This window comes from Flavobacterium sp. P1_E4 (assembly GCF_056405915.1).
Genome location: NZ_JBFUBE010000006.1, coordinates 15,204 through 35,161 on the forward strand (window position 1 = coordinate 15,204; position 19,958 = coordinate 35,161).

General features: G+C 34.5%; 20 protein-coding genes. 13 read left to right on the forward strand and 7 right to left on the reverse strand.

What is annotated here, in order from left to right:
- Positions 1-55: 55 nt before the first annotated feature.
- The 4 genes from AC1DY0_RS07815 (at position 56) to AC1DY0_RS07830 (ending at position 3,807) form a co-directional block, all read left to right on the forward strand.
- Positions 56-607: a MepB family protein gene (locus AC1DY0_RS07815; RefSeq protein WP_477188067.1), complete on the forward strand. Its 552-nt coding sequence runs from the start codon at positions 56-58 to the stop codon at positions 605-607.
- 48 nt (positions 608-655) lie between these two features.
- On the forward strand, positions 656-2,263 hold the full coding sequence (locus AC1DY0_RS07820; protein ID WP_477188068.1) for a trehalase family glycosidase: 1,608 nt from the start codon (positions 656-658) through the stop codon (positions 2,261-2,263).
- A 22-nt stretch (positions 2,264-2,285) separates the two neighbouring features.
- Positions 2,286-2,771, forward strand: a complete 486-nt coding sequence (locus tag AC1DY0_RS07825; protein ID WP_477188069.1) for a nuclear transport factor 2 family protein — start codon at positions 2,286-2,288, stop codon at positions 2,769-2,771.
- Between the two features lie 76 nt (positions 2,772-2,847).
- Positions 2,848-3,807, forward strand: coding sequence for a quinone oxidoreductase family protein (locus tag AC1DY0_RS07830; RefSeq protein WP_477188070.1), 960 nt, complete (start codon positions 2,848-2,850; stop codon positions 3,805-3,807).
- A gap of 137 nt (positions 3,808-3,944) precedes the next feature.
- Here the strand turns inward: AC1DY0_RS07830 and AC1DY0_RS07835 are convergent, their stop codons facing one another.
- Positions 3,945-5,507, reverse strand: a complete 1,563-nt coding sequence (locus tag AC1DY0_RS07835; protein WP_477188071.1) for an NAD(P)/FAD-dependent oxidoreductase — start codon at positions 5,505-5,507, stop codon at positions 3,945-3,947.
- A gap of 149 nt (positions 5,508-5,656) precedes the next feature.
- Between AC1DY0_RS07835 and AC1DY0_RS07840 the strand changes: the two genes are divergently transcribed.
- Positions 5,657-5,893 carry a hypothetical protein gene (locus AC1DY0_RS07840; protein WP_477188072.1) on the forward strand — a complete coding sequence of 79 codons (237 nt, stop codon included), beginning with the start codon at positions 5,657-5,659 and terminating at the stop codon, positions 5,891-5,893.
- 101 nt (positions 5,894-5,994) lie between these two features.
- On the opposite strand, the gene recQ is transcribed toward AC1DY0_RS07840, so the two are convergent.
- A complete protein-coding gene (gene recQ, locus AC1DY0_RS07845) occupies positions 5,995-8,190 on the reverse strand; it encodes a DNA helicase RecQ (RefSeq protein ID WP_477188073.1) in 2,196 nt (731 codons plus the stop codon).
- A gap of 85 nt (positions 8,191-8,275) precedes the next feature.
- On the opposite strand from recQ, the gene AC1DY0_RS07850 reads away from it, so the two are divergent.
- The 6 genes from AC1DY0_RS07850 (at position 8,276) to AC1DY0_RS07875 (ending at position 11,745) form a co-directional block, all read left to right on the forward strand.
- On the forward strand, positions 8,276-9,241 hold the full coding sequence (locus AC1DY0_RS07850) for a KpsF/GutQ family sugar-phosphate isomerase (RefSeq protein WP_477188074.1): 966 nt from the start codon (positions 8,276-8,278) through the stop codon (positions 9,239-9,241).
- Positions 9,241-10,056 (forward strand): twin-arginine translocase subunit TatC, encoded by an 816-nt coding sequence (tatC, locus tag AC1DY0_RS07855; RefSeq protein ID WP_477188075.1) that lies wholly within the window; start codon positions 9,241-9,243, stop codon positions 10,054-10,056. The genes AC1DY0_RS07850 and tatC overlap by 1 nt, the downstream gene beginning before the upstream one ends.
- Positions 10,049-10,396, forward strand: coding sequence for a carboxymuconolactone decarboxylase family protein (locus AC1DY0_RS07860; RefSeq protein WP_477188076.1), 348 nt, complete (start codon positions 10,049-10,051; stop codon positions 10,394-10,396). Before tatC ends, AC1DY0_RS07860 begins: the two co-directional genes overlap by 8 nt.
- An 87-nt stretch (positions 10,397-10,483) precedes the next feature.
- Entirely contained in the window at positions 10,484-11,224 is a 741-nt protein-coding gene (gene lptB / locus AC1DY0_RS07865; protein ID WP_219316880.1) for an LPS export ABC transporter ATP-binding protein, read from the forward strand.
- A 28-nt stretch (positions 11,225-11,252) separates the two neighbouring features.
- The gene (locus AC1DY0_RS07870; RefSeq protein ID WP_477188077.1) at positions 11,253-11,507 is read left to right on the forward strand and encodes a DUF5808 domain-containing protein; all 255 of its coding nucleotides are present in this window, start codon (positions 11,253-11,255) and stop codon (positions 11,505-11,507) included.
- 97 nt (positions 11,508-11,604) lie between these two features.
- On the forward strand, positions 11,605-11,745 hold the full coding sequence (locus AC1DY0_RS07875) for a nucleotidyltransferase family protein (RefSeq protein ID WP_477188078.1): 141 nt from the start codon (positions 11,605-11,607) through the stop codon (positions 11,743-11,745).
- 263 nt (positions 11,746-12,008) lie between these two features.
- Here the strand turns inward: AC1DY0_RS07875 and AC1DY0_RS07880 are convergent, their stop codons facing one another.
- Positions 12,009-12,851: a glycoside hydrolase family 25 protein gene (locus tag AC1DY0_RS07880; RefSeq protein WP_477188079.1), complete on the reverse strand. Its 843-nt coding sequence runs from the start codon at positions 12,849-12,851 to the stop codon at positions 12,009-12,011.
- Positions 12,852-12,860: 9 nt separating this feature from the next.
- Positions 12,861-13,583 (reverse strand): CDP-alcohol phosphatidyltransferase family protein, encoded by a 723-nt coding sequence (locus AC1DY0_RS07885; protein WP_477188080.1) that lies wholly within the window; start codon positions 13,581-13,583, stop codon positions 12,861-12,863.
- 188 nt (positions 13,584-13,771) lie between these two features.
- On the opposite strand from AC1DY0_RS07885, the gene AC1DY0_RS07890 reads away from it, so the two are divergent.
- Both AC1DY0_RS07890 and AC1DY0_RS07895 read left to right on the forward strand, forming a co-directional pair.
- Positions 13,772-14,842: a putative type IX sorting system protein PorV2 gene (locus AC1DY0_RS07890; RefSeq protein WP_477188081.1), complete on the forward strand. Its 1,071-nt coding sequence runs from the start codon at positions 13,772-13,774 to the stop codon at positions 14,840-14,842.
- Positions 14,843-14,895: 53 nt separating this feature from the next.
- Entirely contained in the window at positions 14,896-16,035 is a 1,140-nt protein-coding gene (locus tag AC1DY0_RS07895; RefSeq protein ID WP_477188082.1) for a lipoprotein N-acyltransferase Lnb domain-containing protein, read from the forward strand.
- Between the two features lie 2 nt (positions 16,036-16,037).
- On the opposite strand, the gene AC1DY0_RS07900 is transcribed toward AC1DY0_RS07895, so the two are convergent.
- From AC1DY0_RS07900 to AC1DY0_RS07910, 3 genes are all read right to left on the reverse strand, one after another.
- The gene (locus AC1DY0_RS07900; RefSeq protein ID WP_477188083.1) at positions 16,038-17,432 is read right to left on the reverse strand and encodes a sugar transferase; all 1,395 of its coding nucleotides are present in this window, start codon (positions 17,430-17,432) and stop codon (positions 16,038-16,040) included.
- Positions 17,433-17,489: 57 nt separating this feature from the next.
- Entirely contained in the window at positions 17,490-18,497 is a 1,008-nt protein-coding gene (locus AC1DY0_RS07905; RefSeq protein WP_477188084.1) for a glycosyltransferase family 4 protein, read from the reverse strand.
- Positions 18,498-18,621: 124 nt separating this feature from the next.
- Complete coding sequence (locus AC1DY0_RS07910; RefSeq protein ID WP_477188085.1) at positions 18,622-19,956, reverse strand: O-antigen ligase family protein; 1,335 nt, start codon at positions 19,954-19,956, stop codon at positions 18,622-18,624.
- Positions 19,957-19,958: the final 2 nt, after the last annotated feature.

The window sequence follows — 19,958 nt, forward strand, 5'->3', positions numbered from 1 at the left end:
TAATCTGTAAAACTAAATTAACTTTTGTACTTTTCTTACATCTTTAACAAATAGAATGAATTTACATAAAAATGATTTGACAGCTCAAATTACTCCAAAAGGTATTTCGAAAGATTTAATATTAATCCGAGAAATACTTTCTGGCAATTGTAATTTCAAAATCACCCAACTCACTCTTGAAGCTGAAAGTTCTGAATATGGAGCCTGTACTTTCATCTTAAATAATTTAAACATTCTTTTCCGAACTGCAAAAATCACCCCAACCAAAACAGGGCAATTTGTTACGCTTTGGAAAAGAATAAATCAAGGTCCAATTCAGCCTTTTGATTCTACCGATTCAATTGACTTATTTATTGTCAGCACACGAAAAGATAATCACTTTGGGTTATTTGTTTTTCCTAAATCAATTTTGATAAGCAAAGAAATCGTATCAGATAAAAAAGAAGGTAAACGCGCCATTCGAGTTTATCCACCTTGGGACATAACAACCAATAAACAAGCCCAAAAAACGCAAAAATGGCAATTGGATTATTTCTTGGAAACACAAGAAAACAATTTATTTGATATAGCACTAGCAAACCAACTTATTCTCCAACAAGGCAAATAGTTACCGATATTTTTATATATTTAGTTTAATTTCACAAGTAAATAACCCATGAGTATAAGCCGTTCCATACTGTTCATTGTATTGCTTTATTGCTGTATCCAAAATTGTTTTTCACAGAATTCAATTAAAGAAAAAAACAGAATAGTAGCTTATATTCCTGACCGCGATTTGGGCGAATTATTCATTACCGTACAAAAAGAACATATATTTCCTGACTCCAAAACCTTTGTGGATTGTGTTCCCAATGAAGACCCAGCAGAAATCTTAAGCAAATACCAAAAAGAAAAAATTTCCAATTCTTTTATTTTAAAAGAATTCATTCAGCAAAATTTTACTCTCCCACCAAGCATTCCTCCAACTGTCATTGACACCAATAAAAATATGATTTTACATTTGCAAAATCACTGGCCAAATCTAGTAAGAGAATCAAAATCTGATGACGAATACACCACATTAATTAGTCTTCCCTATCCTTTTGTCGTTCCTGGCGGTCGTTTTAGAGAGATGTTTTATTGGGATAGCTACTTCACAATAATAGGGCTATTGCAAAGCAATCAAGATGAATTAGCTCTTGATATGATTCACAACTTTGCTTATTTAGTCGAAACTTATGGGCATATCCCTAACGGTAATCGAACGTATTTTTTGTCGCGCTCTCAACCTCCATTTTTTGCGGAAATGATTAAAGTATATTCCCAAAAACACGGTATTAATTCTGTTATAGAATTTTTACCAGCATTAGAAAAAGAATATCAATATTGGACAACTGACGCTAAAAATGTATCACAATCGAAAATTGCAGTAAACAAATCCGTTTGGGTAAATGGAACCATTTTGAACAAATATTCAGGGACTCTCACCACACCAAGAGCCGAAGCCTATGATAAAGAACACAAATGGTCATTGGCTTTGAATGAAGAATTACGACCTGCATTTCATCAAAATTTACGTGCCGCTTGTGAATCGGGCTGGGACTTTAGCAGTCGATGGTTTGCTGACGAAAAAAACAGAACCACCGTTCAGTGTGAGAACTTCATTCCGGTTTGTCTAAACAGTTTATTATACAATTGCGAAAAAGAAATTGCCGCTTTATACCAATTTCAATCCAATTCTGAAAAAACCAAAAAATACGAAACATTAGCCGAATCAAGAAAAAAAGCCATTCTTAAATATTGCTGGTCTGCAAAAGAAAATGTTTTCAATGATTATAATTTTGTAACCCAAAAACAGAACTCAGTACTATCATTGGCAACTGTATATCCGTTATTTTTTGGTATTGCATCGCAACGACAAGCCAATCAAGTTGCCAAAACAATACAAGATAAATTCCTGATGAAAGGCGGTGTAGTAACCACTTTGAATACAACTGGAGAACAATGGGATGCACCAAACGGCTGGGCTCCTCTTCAATATTTAACTGTAATGGGACTAGCTCGATACGGACATATAGAATTAGCCAAAACCATTACAAAAAGATGGCTTGCACTCAATGAAAAAGAATATTTAGCCGAAGGAAAAATGATGGAAAAATACAATGTCGTAGATTTAGATTTACCTGGAGGTGGTGGAAATTATACCAATCAAGATGGCTTTGGTTGGACAAATGGAGTTGATATAGCATTAAAGAATTGGTTATTGGCATTAAAGAAGGAATAAATAACTTTAAATAAAAAAAACAATGAAGCGTAAATCCCAACAACCACTAATATTTTGTACAGTTTTTCTATTCTTAGCAGTTATAAGCATCACTCAAGCCCAAGAAAAAAAAGTAGCTCCAACTTCGCAAGAATTGTATACTGAAATTGCAACAATGGATACCAATCTTTTTGATGCATTCAATGCAAAAGATATGGCCAAATTCAAACCCTTGTTTACCGAAGATTTGGAATGGTACCAAGACAATGGAGGACTACTTTCCTATGAAACCGTTTTTAGCAATTTTGAAAAAATGTTTAAAAACGAGAACAAACTGACTCGTCAATTAGTCAAAGGTAGTCTTGAAGTACATCCCATAAAAGATTTTGGAGCAATCGAAATAGCCACTCATCAATTTCGACATATGGAAAACGGAAAAGAGGAAGTAGGAACCTTTAAATTTGTCGCAATTTGGAAAAAAGTGGACAACCAATGGAAAGTTTCAAGAATGATAAGTTATGACCATTAATTTCATTTTTATAACATTCCAAGCGCTCATTAACTCTTAAAATTTAGCTTTCTTTGTACCTTCAAAAAATAAAAAAATGAAAGCACTTACCTTCTCCAAATTTGGAAATTCCGATGTACTTGAATATATAGAAATCCCCTCACCAGAATTAAAATCAGGTGAAATATTGGTCGAAATGAAAGCGATTGGTCTCAACTTTGCCGATGTTTACAGGCGCAAAGGAAATTACCACCTCAAAGGAAATCCTCCGTTTATTGCTGGCTATGAAGGCGCTGGAATTGTGGTGAAAACCAATGGAAATTCAGATTTTAAAATTGGTGACAGAGTAGCATTTGCCGATGTTCCTTTTGCCAATGCCGAGTTGGTTGCCGTTCCTCTTGACCATGTAATCCCAATGCCGGAGAGTATCTCTTTTGAAACCGCAGCTACCATTTTATTACAGGGTTTGACCGCACATTATTTGGCAACCGACAGTCATAAAACTCAAAAAGGAGAAACCGTATTGGTTCATGCTTCGGCCGGAGGAGTCGGACAATTCTTGACGCAAATCAGTAAACTTTTAGGTGTTAGAGTTATTGGACTAACCTCTTCTCCTGATAAGGCTAAAGTTTCAAAACAAAATGGAGCCGACGCTGTTTTTCTATATTCTGAAGATTGGAAAAAACAAGTAATTGATTTTTGTCCAAATGGTGTGGATGCCGTTTACGACAGTATTGGCAGTACTTTGACTGATAGTTTTGAAGTAACCAAAATGTGCGGACAAGTCGTGTTTTTTGGAATGGCAGGTGGTGATCCCGAATTCGTAAACCCACGAATGCTGATGGACACTTCCAAAACACTGACCGGTGGCGATTTATGGAGCTATTTGATTTCTAAAGAAGAACGCATCAAAAGAGCCCATCGATTATTTGATTGGATTACCAATGGAGATATAACTATTGCAGCACCCACAATTTTCAAATTATCCGAAGGGAAATTGGCCCATGATTATCTGGAAAGCCGAAAAAGCACTGGGAAAATCATATTGATTCCTTAAAAAAACTTCATTTCACTAATTTTCAATTTTGTTCCTCCAGCTAAAGCTGGAGGCAATTCAAAGCTGGAGGCAATTCAAAGCTGGAGGCAATTTAGATTTTTTGATGAATGGAGTGAATGATCAGCAAAAACCAAACTTTATTCTTTCAAAGCTTCGGCAATTTTCAAAGCACATTTTTCTCCATCAATGGCGGCAGAAATAATTCCACCAGCATAACCTGCCCCTTCTCCACAAGGATACAATCCTTTTATCTGTAAGTGCTCATAGGAAATTGCATCTCTAGGAATACGAACAGGTGAGGAAGTTCTGGATTCTGGTGCATGCAGAATAGCTTCGTTTGTCAAGTAGCCTCTCATGGACTTTCCAAATTCGGTAAATCCTTCCCTCAATATTTGGGATAAAAATCCCGGAAACACCTGTCCCATTTCTACGGAAGTAGTCCCTGGAACATATGACGTTTTTGGTATACTAGAAGAAACTTTATTTTGTGTAAAATCAACCATTCGTTGTGCTGGTACTTTTTGTGTTTCCCCAGCCAAATGCCATGCTTTTTGTTCGATACTTTTTTGAAATTCCATTCCTGCCAAAGCTCCAAATTTTGCAAAAGGTTTGAAATCTTCCAATTTCAATTCTATTACAATTCCGGAATTGGCTGTTGCTTGGTCTCTTTTGGATGGTGACCAGCCATTGGTTACAACTTCTCCTGGGCTGGTAGCGCAAGGTGCGATTACTCCTCCCGGACACATACAAAACGAATACATTCCGCGACCATTAACCTGTTTCACTATAGAATATGGTGCGGGCGGTAAATGCTCCCCGCGATAATCACAACTGTACTGAATACTGTCGATCAACGATTGTGGATGCTCGGCTCTTACACCCAACGCAAAAGGTTTTGCTTCAATAAGCACTTTCTTTTTATCCAACAATTCAAATATGTCACGAGCTGAATGTCCTGTCGCCAGAATTAATTTATTTGCTAAAATCGTATCTCCACTTTGGGTTACAATTCCTTGCACTTCATTATTTTTTATCAAAATATCGGTCAAACGGGTTTCGAACAAAACTTGCCCACCACATTCGATAATTTTCTCTCTAATATCTTGTATAATTTGAGGTAATTTGTTTGTCCCAATATGCGGATGGGCATCTACCAATATATCTCCAGTAGCTCCAAAGGCGACAAGTAACTCTAATATTCGAGTGACATCACCTCGTTTTTTGGAACGTGTATATAATTTTCCGTCAGAATAGGTTCCTGCCCCTCCTTCTCCAAAACAATAATTGGAATCCTCGTCAACAATATGATCTCTATTAATAGCTTTCAAATCGCGACGACGACCACGAACGTCTTTTCCGCGTTCAATTACTATTGGTTTCAAACCCAACTCAATTAATTGCAAAGCGGCAAAAAGCCCCGCTGGTCCTGCACCTACAACAATAACTTCTTGGGCAGCTGAGACGTTTTTATAATCGGGAAGTTCTATTTTATGCTCCTGAAAAGGTTCTCCTTTCAAATAAATTGAAACTTTCAAATTGATTTTGATCGCTTTTTGACGCGCATCAATGGATCGTTTCAAAATTGCAACATGCTGAATCTCATTTGCAGAAACTTTTATCTGTTTGGACAAATAGTCGCTCAACAACATTTCGTTTGAAGCTATTTCTGGTGTTACTTGAAGTAAAAGTTCTCTTGGCATTGTATCTTATTTATTCTATTAGCTTTTCTTTTTATGAAAAGAACATGCAAAAATAACATTTTGAAATGAAATTAGTTCTTTAATATAAAATCCATTTTCAAAATAGACTTTGTACCTTTGCTTCTTTGAAACTTTGCACCTATAAAATAATGTCCAGAAAAATAAAACTAATATGGGATTTTCGTGGTCCTGCTTCTGCAAAAACAGCCGAACATCACGAAATTCATCTGAAAGAATTCATCGCCATTGAAAAATTACCACTAAACATTACTGGATTTCAAATCTTGGATGAAATGTACGCGATTGCTTATATGGTAGTAACCGACGAAAATATGATTCAAGTACGCGATGCATTGAAACCGCACCGTGGGGAAGTTTATCAGTAATCAGATAGCAAAAAGCAGACTTCAGTTATGCAGAAAACAAAAAAATCCCATCTCTATGAAATGGGATTTTTTTCTATAATCTGCATTCTATATTCTGCTAACTAATTAGCCACTTCGCTAATGAATTTTATTCGCATTAAGCGTAATTCATCCAAATCATAGTCACCATCAAATTCTTTTAGCGCTTTCTCTATATTATCGGATTCGGATTCCATAAAATACTCATGAATTTCTTCTTGTTGATCGTCATCCAACATTTCGTCTATCCAATATTTGATATTCAATTTGGTTCCCGAATAAACAATTTGTTCCATTTCTTTGATTAAATCGTCCATTTTCAACCCTTTTGCGGAAGCGATATCCGTCAAAGCCAACTTTCTGTCGATATTTTGAATAATGTATAATTTATTGATTGAGTTAACTCCGGTAGATTTTACAACCAAATCATCAGGACGAATAATATCGTTCTCTTCAACGTAACGGTTGATTAACTCAATAAATTCTTTACCATATTTTTTTGCTTTTCCTTCCCCAACACCGTGAATATTAATCAACTCAGCTTGAGAAATTGGGTATTTCAAAGCCATATCTTCCAAAGAAGGATCTTGAAAAACCACAAATGGAGGAACACCTAATTTTTTAGCCACTTTTTTACGCAACTCGCGCAACATTGCCATCAATAATTCATCGGCAGTTCCAGATGATTTTGCAGCTGTTACTATAGCTTCATCTTCAGACTCATTGTATTCGTGGTCTTCAGACATCATGAAAGATTCTGGATTTTTCATAAAGGCCAACCCTTCCTTCGTAATCTCTATAATACCATAGGTTTCTATATCTTTAGACAATAAACCTGCAACAAGTACTTGTCGCAATAATGCCATCCAAAATTTCTCATCATGATTAGAACCTGATCCAAAAAAGGACTGAGAGTCTGTTTTATGGGCATTGATAACTGCATTCACACGACCAATTAAAGTAAAAACTATCTCTTTTGATTTGTATATATGTTTGGTTTTCTTGACAACTTCCAATAGCTTAATCACCTCATCTTTGGCTTCCACTTTTGTTTTTGGATTACGGATATTGTCATCCATATCAGCTCCTTCACCAGTTTCGCTGTCAAATTCCTCTCCAAAATAATGCAATAAGAATTTACGTCTCGACATCGATGTTTCGGCGTAAGCTACAACTTCATGCAATAAAGCAAAGCCTATTTCTTGCTCGGCCACTGGTTTTCCAGATAGAAATTTTTCTAATTTCTCAACATCTTTATAAGAATAATAAGCTAAGCAATGTCCTTCGCCACCATCTCGACCGGCTCTTCCCGTTTCTTGATAATAGCTTTCTAATGATTTTGGGATATCGTGATGGATAACAAAACGTACATCGGGCTTATCGATTCCCATTCCGAATGCGATCGTTGCCACTACAACTTCTACATCTTCCATCAAAAACATGTCCTGATGTTTGGCACGTGTTTTGGCATCCAATCCTGCGTGATAAGGAACGGCACTTATTCCGTTTACTTGTAAAACTTCGGCAATTGCTTCTACCTTTTTACGACTTAAACAGTAAATAATTCCAGATTTCCCTTTATGTTGTTTTATAAACCGAATGATATCCGATTCAATATTTTTTGTTTTGGTACGAACTTCATAAAACAAATTAGCTCTATTAAATGACGCTTTAAATGTAGTCGCGTTGGCCATTTCTAAATTCTTCAAAATATCCTCCTGCACTTTTGGAGTAGCCGTGGCGGTAAGTCCAATAATAGGAACTTCGCCCAATTGCTTAATGATATTTTTTAGATTTCGATATTCCGGTCTAAAATCGTGACCCCATTCTGAAATACAGTGTGCTTCATCAATTGCTACAAATGAAAGAGGCACTGTTTGAAGAAAATTCACATATTCCTCTTTGGTCAAGGATTCAGGAGCTACATATAATAATTTTGTAATACCCGCTGAAATATCGGCCTTTACTTGAGCAATTTCTGTTTTGGTAAGAGAGGAATTTAAAACATGGGCAATTCCATTTTCGGAAGAAAGACTTCTGATAGCATCTACTTGATTTTTCATTAATGCTATCAAAGGAGAGACGACGATTGCAGTCCCATCTTGGACTAAAGCAGGCAATTGATAACAAAGTGATTTTCCTCCTCCTGTTGGCATAATAACAAATGTATTTTGTTTATTAAGCAAACTCGTTATTACTTTTTCTTGCAGGCCTTTGAATTGGCTAAAGCCAAAATATTTCTTTAATTCTTTGTGTATGTCAATTTCGTTTGAATTCATTCTTTAATATGTGGTATTTTATATAAATTTGCGGAACATAAAGATACAACTTTCTTTTAGACTTACAAATTTAAAATTATCAGTTTTGATTACAAAGGAAAATATACTGGCCAATGCCAAGAAAACTATTGAATCTGAAAGCCAATCTATTGCAAAATTAATTGATTTCATCGATGATACTTTTGCCGAAGCGGTACAGTGTATCTACAATTCCAAAGGAAGGCTAGTTGTTACAGGAATTGGCAAAAGTGCCATTATTGCTCAAAAGATGGTAGCCTCATTCAATTCAACCGGAACACCTTCTTTATTTTTGCATGCTTCCGAAGCGATTCATGGGGATTTAGGGATGATTCAAAAAGACGATGTTATCATTTGCATTTCCAAAAGCGGTAATAGTCCAGAAATCAAATCATTGGTTCCACTTTTGACTCGTTTTGGCAATAAATTAATAGGGATGACAGGAAATATGACTTCCTTTTTGGCCAAAGGTTCTCATTATGTTTTGAATACAACCGTTGATTCTGAATCTTGCCCATTGAATCTTGCGCCTACAAACAGTACTACAGCACAATTAGTAATGGGTGATGCCATTGTAGTATGTCTAATGGAAATGAGAGATTTTAAAGCCGAAGATTTTGCTGTTTATCATCCAGGTGGTGCTTTAGGTAAAAAATTATTACTTCGCGTAAAAGATATGCTTGAACATACACTAAAACCAGAAGTAGGTCCTGAAACTTCAATTAAAAAAGCAATTTTCGAAATTTCAGAAAAACGTTTGGGTGTAACAGCTGTAGTAGAAAACAACAAGGTAATCGGAATAATTACCGACGGAGATATTCGAAGAATGCTAAACGACAGAGATACTTTTGCCGAATTGACCGCTAAAGACATTATGACGAAAAACCCAAAAACAGTACAATCAACAGATATGGTAGTAGATGCCTTCAACATTATGGAAGATTTCTCTATCACACAATTAATCGTTGTTGACAACGGAGAATACAAAGGCGTATTACATTTGCATGACATTTTAAAAGAAGGAATCGTATAATGGCAAAGAAAAACCTAGGCGAAATGTCCTTTTTAGACCATCTTGAAGAGTTAAGATGGCTTTTAGTTAGAAGTACAACAGCTGTGATAATCATGGCATGTGTAACCTATTTTATTAGTGATTACTTGTTTGACACCATTATATTTGGACCAACAAGACCCACCTTTTTTACCTACCGTTATTTTTGTGAATTATCACATCAATTGGGTTTTGCTGATAGCATTTGTATAACCGAAATGCCTTTTATCATTCAGAACACTGAAATGGAGGGACAGGTAAATATTTTTGTTTGGATGTGTATCTTGGCCGGCTTCATTTTGAGTTTCCCCTATATTTTGTGGGAAGTTTGGAAATTTATCAGCCCTGCTTTGTATGAAAAGGAAAAGAAAAACGCCAGAGTATTTATATTTACTTCTTCACTGCTTTTCTTTTTAGGAGTACTATTTGGATATTATGTTGTTATTCCAATGTCGGTGAATTTTGTGGCCACGTTTTCAGTAAGTGATATGGTCAAAAACCAATTTACTTTGGACTCCTATATTGGAATGGTAAAAACCAGTATTTTGGCTAGTGGATTGTTCTTTGAACTTCCAATAATCATTTATTTCCTAACCAAATTAGGCCTGGTAACACCCGAATTTTTAAGGAAATATTGGAAGTATGCCGTTGTAATAATCTTGATTGTTGCCGCAATTGTTACCCCACCTGATGTGGTGAGTCAAACCATTGTTGCCATTCCAATGCTGATTATTTATGAAGTAAGTATCTTGATTTCAAAAATTGTAACATTAAATAAAAAGAAAGAAAATGTCTGATATCGTAGAAGAATTCAATGAATACCGTTCTAAAATGAACGAAAAATTATTGGCAGACAATAATAAAATAGTAAAACGTATTTTCAATCTGGACACCAATGCTTATGCTGCCGGAGCTCTAGATGTAAAGACCAAAGAACTTTTAGGACTAGTGGCCTCGACTGTTTTACGTTGTGATGATTGCGTAAAATATCACTTAGAAACAAGCTACAAAGAAGGCGTGACCAAAGAAGAAATGATGGAAGCTATGGGAATTGCAACTCTTGTGGGAGGTACAATTGTAGTCCCTCATTTACGTAGGGCATACGAGTTCTGGGAAGCATTAGAAGGAACCAAATAATTGTTAATTCGTTGATTTGTTTAATCGTCAATTGTAACGATTAAATGCTTAAACGGTTAAACATTTCAAACAATTAAAGTAAAAAAAATGAAGCTAAGAGCAGAGAATTTAATAAAAACCTACAAAGGTCGTTCTGTTGTAAAAGGTATTTCGGTAGAAGTAAACCAGGGTGAAATCGTTGGGCTTTTGGGACCTAATGGTGCTGGAAAAACAACTTCTTTTTATATGATTGTAGGATTGGTAAAACCAAATTCAGGAAATATTTATCTTGACGATTTGAATATCACCGATTATCCAATGTACAAAAGAGCCCAACAAGGAATTGGGTACTTGGCACAAGAAGCTTCTGTTTTTAGAAAATTAAGTATCGAAGACAATATTTTGAGTGTACTGCAATTGACTAAACTTTCCAAAGAACAACAGGAAGCCAAAATGGAGAGTTTAATTGCCGAATTTAGCTTGGAACACATTCGTACCAACCGTGGAGATTTGCTCTCAGGAGGGGAACGTCGTCGTACTGAAATTGCTCGTTGTTTAGCCACAGATCCAAAATTCATCTTACTTGACGAACCTTTTGCGGGTGTCGATCCAGTTGCCGTAGAGGATATTCAAAGAATCGTAGCCCAATTAAAAAATAAAAACATCGGAATCTTAATAACAGACCATAACGTACAGGAAACGCTGGCCATTACTGATAAAACCTATCTTATGTTTGAAGGAGGAATTCTAAAAGCGGGTGTACCCGAAGAATTGGTTGAAGACGAAATGGTGCGTCGTGTATATCTAGGTCAAAATTTCGAATTAAGAAAGAAAAAATTGGAGTTTTAGTATTATCTTTTCAATAAATGATTTTGCCATGATTCCAAAGAAAAATAATGACGATTGGAAAGATAATGATCCTGATAAAGAAACGTGGGAGAAATGGAAAAAAGACCCTAATAAATGGAAATGGGGTGGCATTTATTATAACAAAGAAGACAATCGCCTTTTTGTTCCCAAAAAAACAGAATGGATGGGGATAACTATCAATTTTGCCAATAAGAAAGCAAAATGGGTCTGTCTTACATTCATACTGTTCATTTTAATGGTTTTGTTTTCTTCCAAAAACTAAAAAAAATAAGGTTACTCGACAAAAACAAACCAATACAGCTGTTTTTTCAACATATTCAAAATCACGAAACAATCAAATAATTTTACACATTTGATTTATGCAATTAATAAACCAAAATAAAGAAATAATTAAAAATTTATGTGAGACACATAATGTAGAAAAATTATATTTTTTTGGTTCTGCAATAACTTCTTCTTTTAATGAAAAAAGCGACATTGATTTTTTAGTAAAATTCTAAACTTTTGACCTTAAATTATACTTTTTAAATTATACTGATTTAAAAAGTAAACTAAAAAATTTACTCCACCTAGATATTGATTTAGTAGAAGAACAAACCTTAAAAAACCCCTATTTAATTCGACCCATTGAAGAAAACAAAGAATTAATCTATGAATAACAACGTTTTAAAAAAGTGATCAAGTCATAAAATTAATAAAACAATTATTTTTTTTACAAACCAATAACTGATCACTCAAAAACTGAAAACTGAACACTTCTCCTCTACTCAACAGTAATAAATTCCAACTGCTGTAAATCGCCATTGTAAATATTAACATCAACATTACAATCAATTCCTGGTACGCTAGCTTTCTCGGTAAATTGCCAAAAGAGCCAATCCTCCTGAATTTCTTCGCGATAAAAGTTATAATTGGCTATCCAAAAAAGATAATCACTAAACTCCTCTTTCAAAAAATCGTCATAGTATTTCTCCCCAGTATAAATTATGGGCCTTACTCCGTAATGCAATTCTACAGCTTTCAGCCAACGTCTTAACCCTATTTTTAATCGCTCAATAGACTGTTCTTTTGGKAGTTTTTCRATATCCAAAACKGGMGGAAGATCTCCTTTTTTCAGTTTAACGGTTTTAATAAAAAGTTCCGCTTGCTCAAGAGAATTTTCATTTGGTCGATAATAATGATAAGCACCTCTTATCATTTTATTTTCTTTGGCGCCAAGCCAATTTCTTTTAAATTGATTATCTACCCTATCATTTCCAACGGTTGCCCGAATAAAAACATAACGCAAAGGATATTTTTTTTCAATCGTATCAACATAAGACCAACGGATTTTTCCCTGATATTCGGAAACATCAAGACCGACTACTTTATCCTCTTTTTTTTCTAAAACCTTTAAATTTCTGGCCTCGGAAAAAACATCAATGCTACTTTTAGAATGTGATTTAAAGCCCAAGTAATTAGCCAAACCTGATCGGTAATGATAGGCAATTGAAAGAATAAAAAGTATCACAATTCCAATAAAAAAGAAATCAATCCACCTTCCGGAAAAAACGTTTTTTTTCTTTTTTGGTTTTCGCCTTGGCATAGTTCTGCTATTTTTTTTCATCCAAAAAAATTACTTTTTCAGAAACTTATTGTTGATTACCGAAAGTAAAACGTAGAAAATAATTACTAATGGGATAGCCAAATAGTCTAGAAAAACCAAAAACAAAAGAGAGCTGATCAGAAAAATTACCTGAAGTGCATTGTCCTTAAAATTAAACTTTTTTATTTTTAAGGAAAATAAAGGAATCTCTGCATTCAATATATAGGCGCTAAACAATGATATCAAAAGCAAGACCCATTTCTCTGTCAAAATCTCAAGTATCATCAATGACTCACCAGAATAACATTCTTTAACCAAAGGAAGGCTCAATATAAAAAGAGCATTCGCAGGAGTTGGCAATCCTATAAACGAATCAGTTTGACGAGTGTCGATGTTGAATTTTGCCAAACGAAAGCACGATCCCAAAGTAATGATAAAACCTAAATAAGGGAAAAATTGCAGGTATCCTTCACTCATATAAACAGAGCTACTTTGCATCATTTTGAACATCACAAATCCTGGAACCACACCACTTGTCACCATATCCGCCAAAGAATCCAATTGTAATCCCAATGGTCCGGACACTTTAAACAAACGGGCAAAAAAACCATCAAAAAAATCTAAAAAAATTCCGAGGCAGACAAAAAAGAATGCCATTTCAAATTGATCTTTACTTACAAATACCACAGCGATACAGCCACAAAAAAGATTTAATAAAGTAATTGTATTTGGAATGTGTTTTTTGATGTTCATGGTTTTTAAATTGAATTATAAGCTCGACAAATTTAATACAATAAGTGAAAGTGATACTTGTTTTGTTAAGAGATTTTAGTTCCTTATTAACAAAAATTATTAATTCATTGAATTGAAGTAGCTACATCATCAAAAAACTTTATTTTTGGTAAAAATTAAAAACTCACTAAGTCTCCAAATATTATCTTTTGAAAAAAATACAGCTCATTTTATTCCTTTTTATTGCGAACACAATCTGTAGTCAAACCGTTCGGAAATATTCGAATGAATTTATGAATATTGGTGTAGACGCAGCAGCTTTAGGGATGTCAAATGCTGTAGTCGCTTCTACATCCGATGTTAATTCGACCTATTGGAATCCAGCAGGGCTCGTTCATCTAGAAGACAATCAAATCTCTTTAATGCATTCCAATTACTTCGCTAATATTGCCAAATATGATTATGCAGCCTATGCCAGTCCTATAGATGACCGAACGGCTTGGGGAATTTCGTTGATTCGTTTTGGTGTAGATGATATTTTGAACACCACCGATTTAATAGATAACGAAGGCAATATAGATTACAACAGAATTAAGCTTTTTTCAACAGCCGATTATGGATTTACATTTTCGTATGCCGTAAAATTACCCATAGAAGGGTTTCAATATGGAGTAAATGCTAAAATTATCCGAAGAATCATTGGGGATTTTGCAACTTCTTGGGGATTTGGTTTCGATTTTGGACTGCAATTTGAAAAGGATGACTGGCAATTTGGACTAATGCTTCGTGATATCACGACAACTTACAACATTTGGAACATCAACGAAGAAGCCTATCAAAAAATAGCTGACGCCATTCCGGGGCAAAATCAGGAAATGCCCGAGAGTACTGAAATTACACTTCCTAAAGCGCAACTAGGAGTGGCAAAAAAAATTATTTTTCATGATGATTACAGCCTTTTGGCTACTGCCAATATGAATATGCAATTTACACAGACCAATGATTTAATTTCAAGTAGCTTTGTTAGTATAGATCCAGCGATTGGTTTGGAATTCGGTTATACCGATCTTGCCTTTTTAAGAGCTGGCGTTGGTAATTTCCAGCATGTAACACAATTGGATAATGGCGAAAAAATAGGATTTCAACCTAATATTGGTTTGGGATTTAAATACAAAGGAATCGCTATTGACTATGCATTAACCTCATTAGGCAATCAAAGTACAGCATTGTATTCCAATGTATTTTCTCTGAAAATTGATTTATCCCTTTTTAGAGGTTAACTTTGAATGTTGAAAAAATTACATCTTAAATTTATATTAAAAAAAATGTCAAAATGAAAGCTACCTTATTAAAAAAAATATTCGTTTGTATTCTTTTGTTGGGTTCCATTTATAACTCTTACTGTCAAGATGTTTTATTATCCAAAAACGCTCATATTAGCGTACTTACTTGTGGAACTGGTAATGAATCCTATTCTTTATTTGGTCACACCGCGATAAGAGTTAGCGACATTGACAACAATCTGGATGTGGTTTATAACTACGGTGCTTTTGACTTTGATACGCCCAACTTTGTAATGAAGTTTACCAAAGGCGATTTAAATTATTTCATAGTAAACAATCGATACATTGATTTTATCAATCAATACAATTATGAAAAAAGGGATGTTTATGAACAAGATTTAGATATTCCATTTGCTCTCAAACAAAAATTATTTGACAATCTATCTCAATCACTATTGTCGGACGAACGTTTGTACCAATATAAATTCATCGACAATAACTGCACTTCTAAGGTAGTGGATGTTATCAATAAGACATTAAATGGAAAAGTAATAACAAAAAAAACAGATACTGATCAAACTTACAGATCCATTTTGTTTCCTTATTTTGATAACCATTTTTATGAAAAACTAGGAACAAGTATTGTTTTTGGAACAAAAGTGGACCAAATGGGAAGTAAAATATTTTTACCGTTTGAGCTTCAAAAAAGTTTAAAACTCATTCAGTATCAAAACCATCCTTTATGCAAAGAAAATAAAACATTGATAGCTTTCGAAAAGGAAATTCCAAGCTCTTGGTGGAATAACTGCTATAGTTATCTTTTACTTTTAGGATTTGTAATTCTGATAAATAAGAAAAGCATTGATTATATTTATCTAATGACTATAGCTTTATTGGGTTTGCTATTTGTGTTTTTAGGATTCTATTCTTCCCATCAGGAATTGGGATACAATTACAATATTTTATTGTTCAACCCTATCCTTTTTATAGTATTGTATTTTTGGAGCACAAAAAACTCCAAATGGACTTACAAACTTTCTGTTTTAAATATTCTTTTGATGACTGTGTACTTCTTTTTCATCATCACAAAAGTTCATTGGCTTATCGTTTCTCCTATACTAATAACCAACATAGTAGTTTTAACTCGATTGGCTATCAAACATAAAAAGCGTATTCCAATAATTATTTAATCTTACTGACCTCTATAAAACAAAACCGTTGAAACTGTTTTAAAAGCAATACTTAAATCCAAGTAAATGCTTCTGTGTTTGATATAGTACAAATCGTATTGCAATTTTATCAAGCTGTCTTCCAATTTTTCCCCATAGGAATAATTGACTTGAGCCCAACCTGTAAGACCTGGTTTAATAATATGACGGGTTTCATAGAATGGCATCATTTTAGCAATTTCACTCACAAATTCTGGTCGTTCAGGCCTAGGACCAATCACAGCCATATCCCCTTTTAGAATATTAATAAATTGAGGAAATTCATCTATTCTGGTTTTTCTTAAAAATTTTCCAAATTTGGTAATCCTAGAATCATTGAGTTTAGCAAAAACTGCTCCTGCTTTTTCGGCATTATGGACCATTGTACGGAATTTAATAATCTTAAAAACAATACCGTCTTTTCCCACTCGTTTTTGGGTATAAAACAGCTTCCCTCTGTTCCAAAAAACATTGCATATCAATATTAAAGGAAGTAAAACCAAACCTATTCCCAAACCAATCAATGAAAAAGCAACCTCAAATATTCTGATGAAATACAAGTATAATTTATTCTGATTACTGCGGCTGAAAGGAAAAAATCGATAAAAATCCCTGGAAATATACTGAACCGGAATACGTTGTGTTTTACTTTCATACACATGGGTATATTCTCTAATACTCTTGCCCGATTCTAATAAGTGAAGCAATTGTTGGTATAAATCTGTAGTAATTCCATCTGTATGTTGGGAAGCTACTACTATTTCCGATATCCCATTTTGGGAAACAAATAAAGTTAAATCTTCTCTTTTTATATGTTTCACATATTGATACTCTAATTCATTTTCCGAGTGAAAATCTGAATTTACATATCCAATTATTTTATAATGAGGATCAACACTCTCCAAACCTAAAACAAGCTCTTCTACCTGTTCATTATCACATATTAAAACAGCATTTTGGACAAACCTATTCGACGCTAAAAACCGAACATAAATCATTCTCCACATATACAGTGACACGAAAACGGTTATATAAAAAACAACCAATTGCCAACGGTTTTTGGGCAATTGTGGAGAAAAAACCGGAGTCAATAAATAAAATAATACAGTAGTAGAAGTGGTTAGAATTGTGCTTCGTAACACTTGGAAATTATTACTGGCAACTTGAAGATTATACATCTCAAAAATAGCTCCAAATATATTAATGTAGAGAGCCAGAACAACGGCCCAGTAGATAATCGTAGTCGAAAATTTAAAATAATTAAATTGAAAAACAAAACCGACAAAATACAAACCAAACAAAACAAAAAACACATCAAAAAACCGTAAAAGAATTTTACGTTCGGAAATTTCGAAGTGCATTTTTTTTTGATTATCCATTGATTTCAAAATTGAATTGTGCTGCAAGTTACTTATTATATAAAAATTAAACCTTCTTTATTTTAAAATAGTCATCCATTGATTTTTAGTCACATTCCAATCGAATTGTTCAGATTTTCGTCTTGCATTAGTAGTGATTTTGCAGACCAATTCAGAATCCTCAATTAATCTATCAATTGCCTCAACCATTTTCTCAATATCACTATCTGGAATTAATATTGCTTCTTTTTGATCTTCTAACAAAAAAGGAATACCGCCTACATTGGTAGAGACTACAGCCAGTCCCAAAGACATTGCTTCGACAACACTCACCGGCATGTTATCAAAATGAGTGGTATTGATAAAAATATCATAGGCGGAAGATCTATTTATCCAATCTTGTTTGGACAATTTTCCTGTAAAAAGTATATCCAATTTTAAATCTTTGGCTTTCTGCTTGGCACTCGATAAACTTCCGTCTTTTTCGGGGCCCACCATACAAAGTGTCGCTTCTGGATATTTATTTTTTATGGAGGCAAATACTTCAACAGCCATTGTGGGGTTGTATATTTTAGCAAAAGAACGCACCCATAATAGATTGGGTTCCGCTTTTTTTCTCTCCAAAAACGGGTAGTTTTCTAATTCAATTGCATTAGGAATATAGATCAGATTTTCAAATCCCGCTGTTTTAAATTGTTCCATTAAAAAAAGAGACGGAGCCACATTCTGAAAAGAATGTTTGAAAATCATACTGCAAATTTTAGGGTTATTCTTCAATCTAAAAGCCAAATTACCTCCGTGTAAAATGGGAATGTATTTTAACCCAAACAATCTGCACAACTGGGAAATGGCAAATGCATACCAAAAATTAGACGTACTGTAAGTGTCTATCAATACACAATTCACTTTTCTATATCGCAATACACTCCACAACATCGCAATAAACCGTAGCGCCTTGTTTTTTGTTGAAGAACTATAGGATACCGCAAACCCCTCCTGTTCCAAAAGCGGACCAAGAATTTCAATAGTGGTTGGGGTTACCCCATGCTTGGATAACTTATTCCCTATGTAAAGTAGTCTTTTCATTTTAGATAATACTCCCCCTAAATTCTTTAATATGTATTCTTTACTCTTTCTTCTTTACTCTTTCTTCTTTAATCTTTACTCTTTAATCTATATTCTCTATACTGCCTTCTGCTCCCTGCCTTCCTCACCCCTTTACCCTTTCACCAGTATACACTTTTAACAATGAAAGTGCATAAACGAAGGCTGGGGCGGCGATCCGCATAGCGGCATGATTGATGGTCAGCAACCAAAATGCTACAAAAGAAAATGCCAATATATTTTGGCGATTATTTACAAATAGTAACAACGGAGTAAAAAACAAAATCATTAAATCAATCAAACCAAGAGAGCCATGCTCCGCCAACATTCTGGAAATTTCATTATGCGAAGCAGCTATTATTCCGGTTTCTTCTGCCCTAATTTCTTTATTTCTTCCGACCCCTACTCCAAAAATAGGATTATCAAAAAACATCTGCAGTTCAGACGCTATAAGATCCTCCCTCCCAGATAATTTGCTTTTTTTCTCTCTTCCTAAGGCATCTTCATTCGCATACCGTTTATTAATCAATCCGCCAGTTTGAATGGAGCTGTAACCCCAAACACCCAGTCCTCCAAGACAAGAGAACATAATAACCAACCCGATTTTGGGTCTCGTTTTAAAATTAGCCTGTAAATACAGTACCATAATAAGCAAAAAGATCATTACCATTGCTGTTATTATTCCACCCCTAGAAAAAGTCACTAGCCCTCTAAAAGCAAAAGTCAAAACAAATAGTGCATTTACAATTTGAAGCAGTCTGCTTTTGGAATTCAGCAACAATTGCACAAAAAAAACAAAAATTCCTAAACCCAATATCGTCGATACCTGATTGGGGCCAAATCCTCCTGAGGTTTCAAAATTGGATGCCGTTCCGGTAACTACATCTTTCACGCTGGGTGTATATAAAAACAGGTAAAATACCACAGTAACCAAAGGCAAAGAAAAAGCTGTAATTACTCCCAAGAAACGATCAAATGTTATTTTTCTTTCGTAACAATAGATGGAAGACAACCCCAAACAAACCGGACCCAAAATATTAAATACTAAAGCTTTGCGAACATCCATTTCAAAACCTAGATTTAAAACCCCTAAGACAATTCCCGGTACAAGTAACAATAGAAATATCCAATACGGCATCGCCTTCTTTGAGATTCCACTAAAATACATCCCTAGGGACATAAAAATAATGACCCCATATTTGGCAAATTCATTCCCTATGTTACCTTTGGTCATTCGCAAAAAAACCTCAGCAGCCACGATATAAGCCGACCAAATCAAAACCTCATTGTTGGCATTCTTGTTTTTAATAATAATGTAGCATCCAAAAATGAATAATAATGCGGCATATACAATCGATAAAGGGCGAAACAAAAAAATGGCAACACCCAAAAACAAATGGAGCAGTATCATTTTTAAATAAGAAGCATCTGTATTAGGCATAC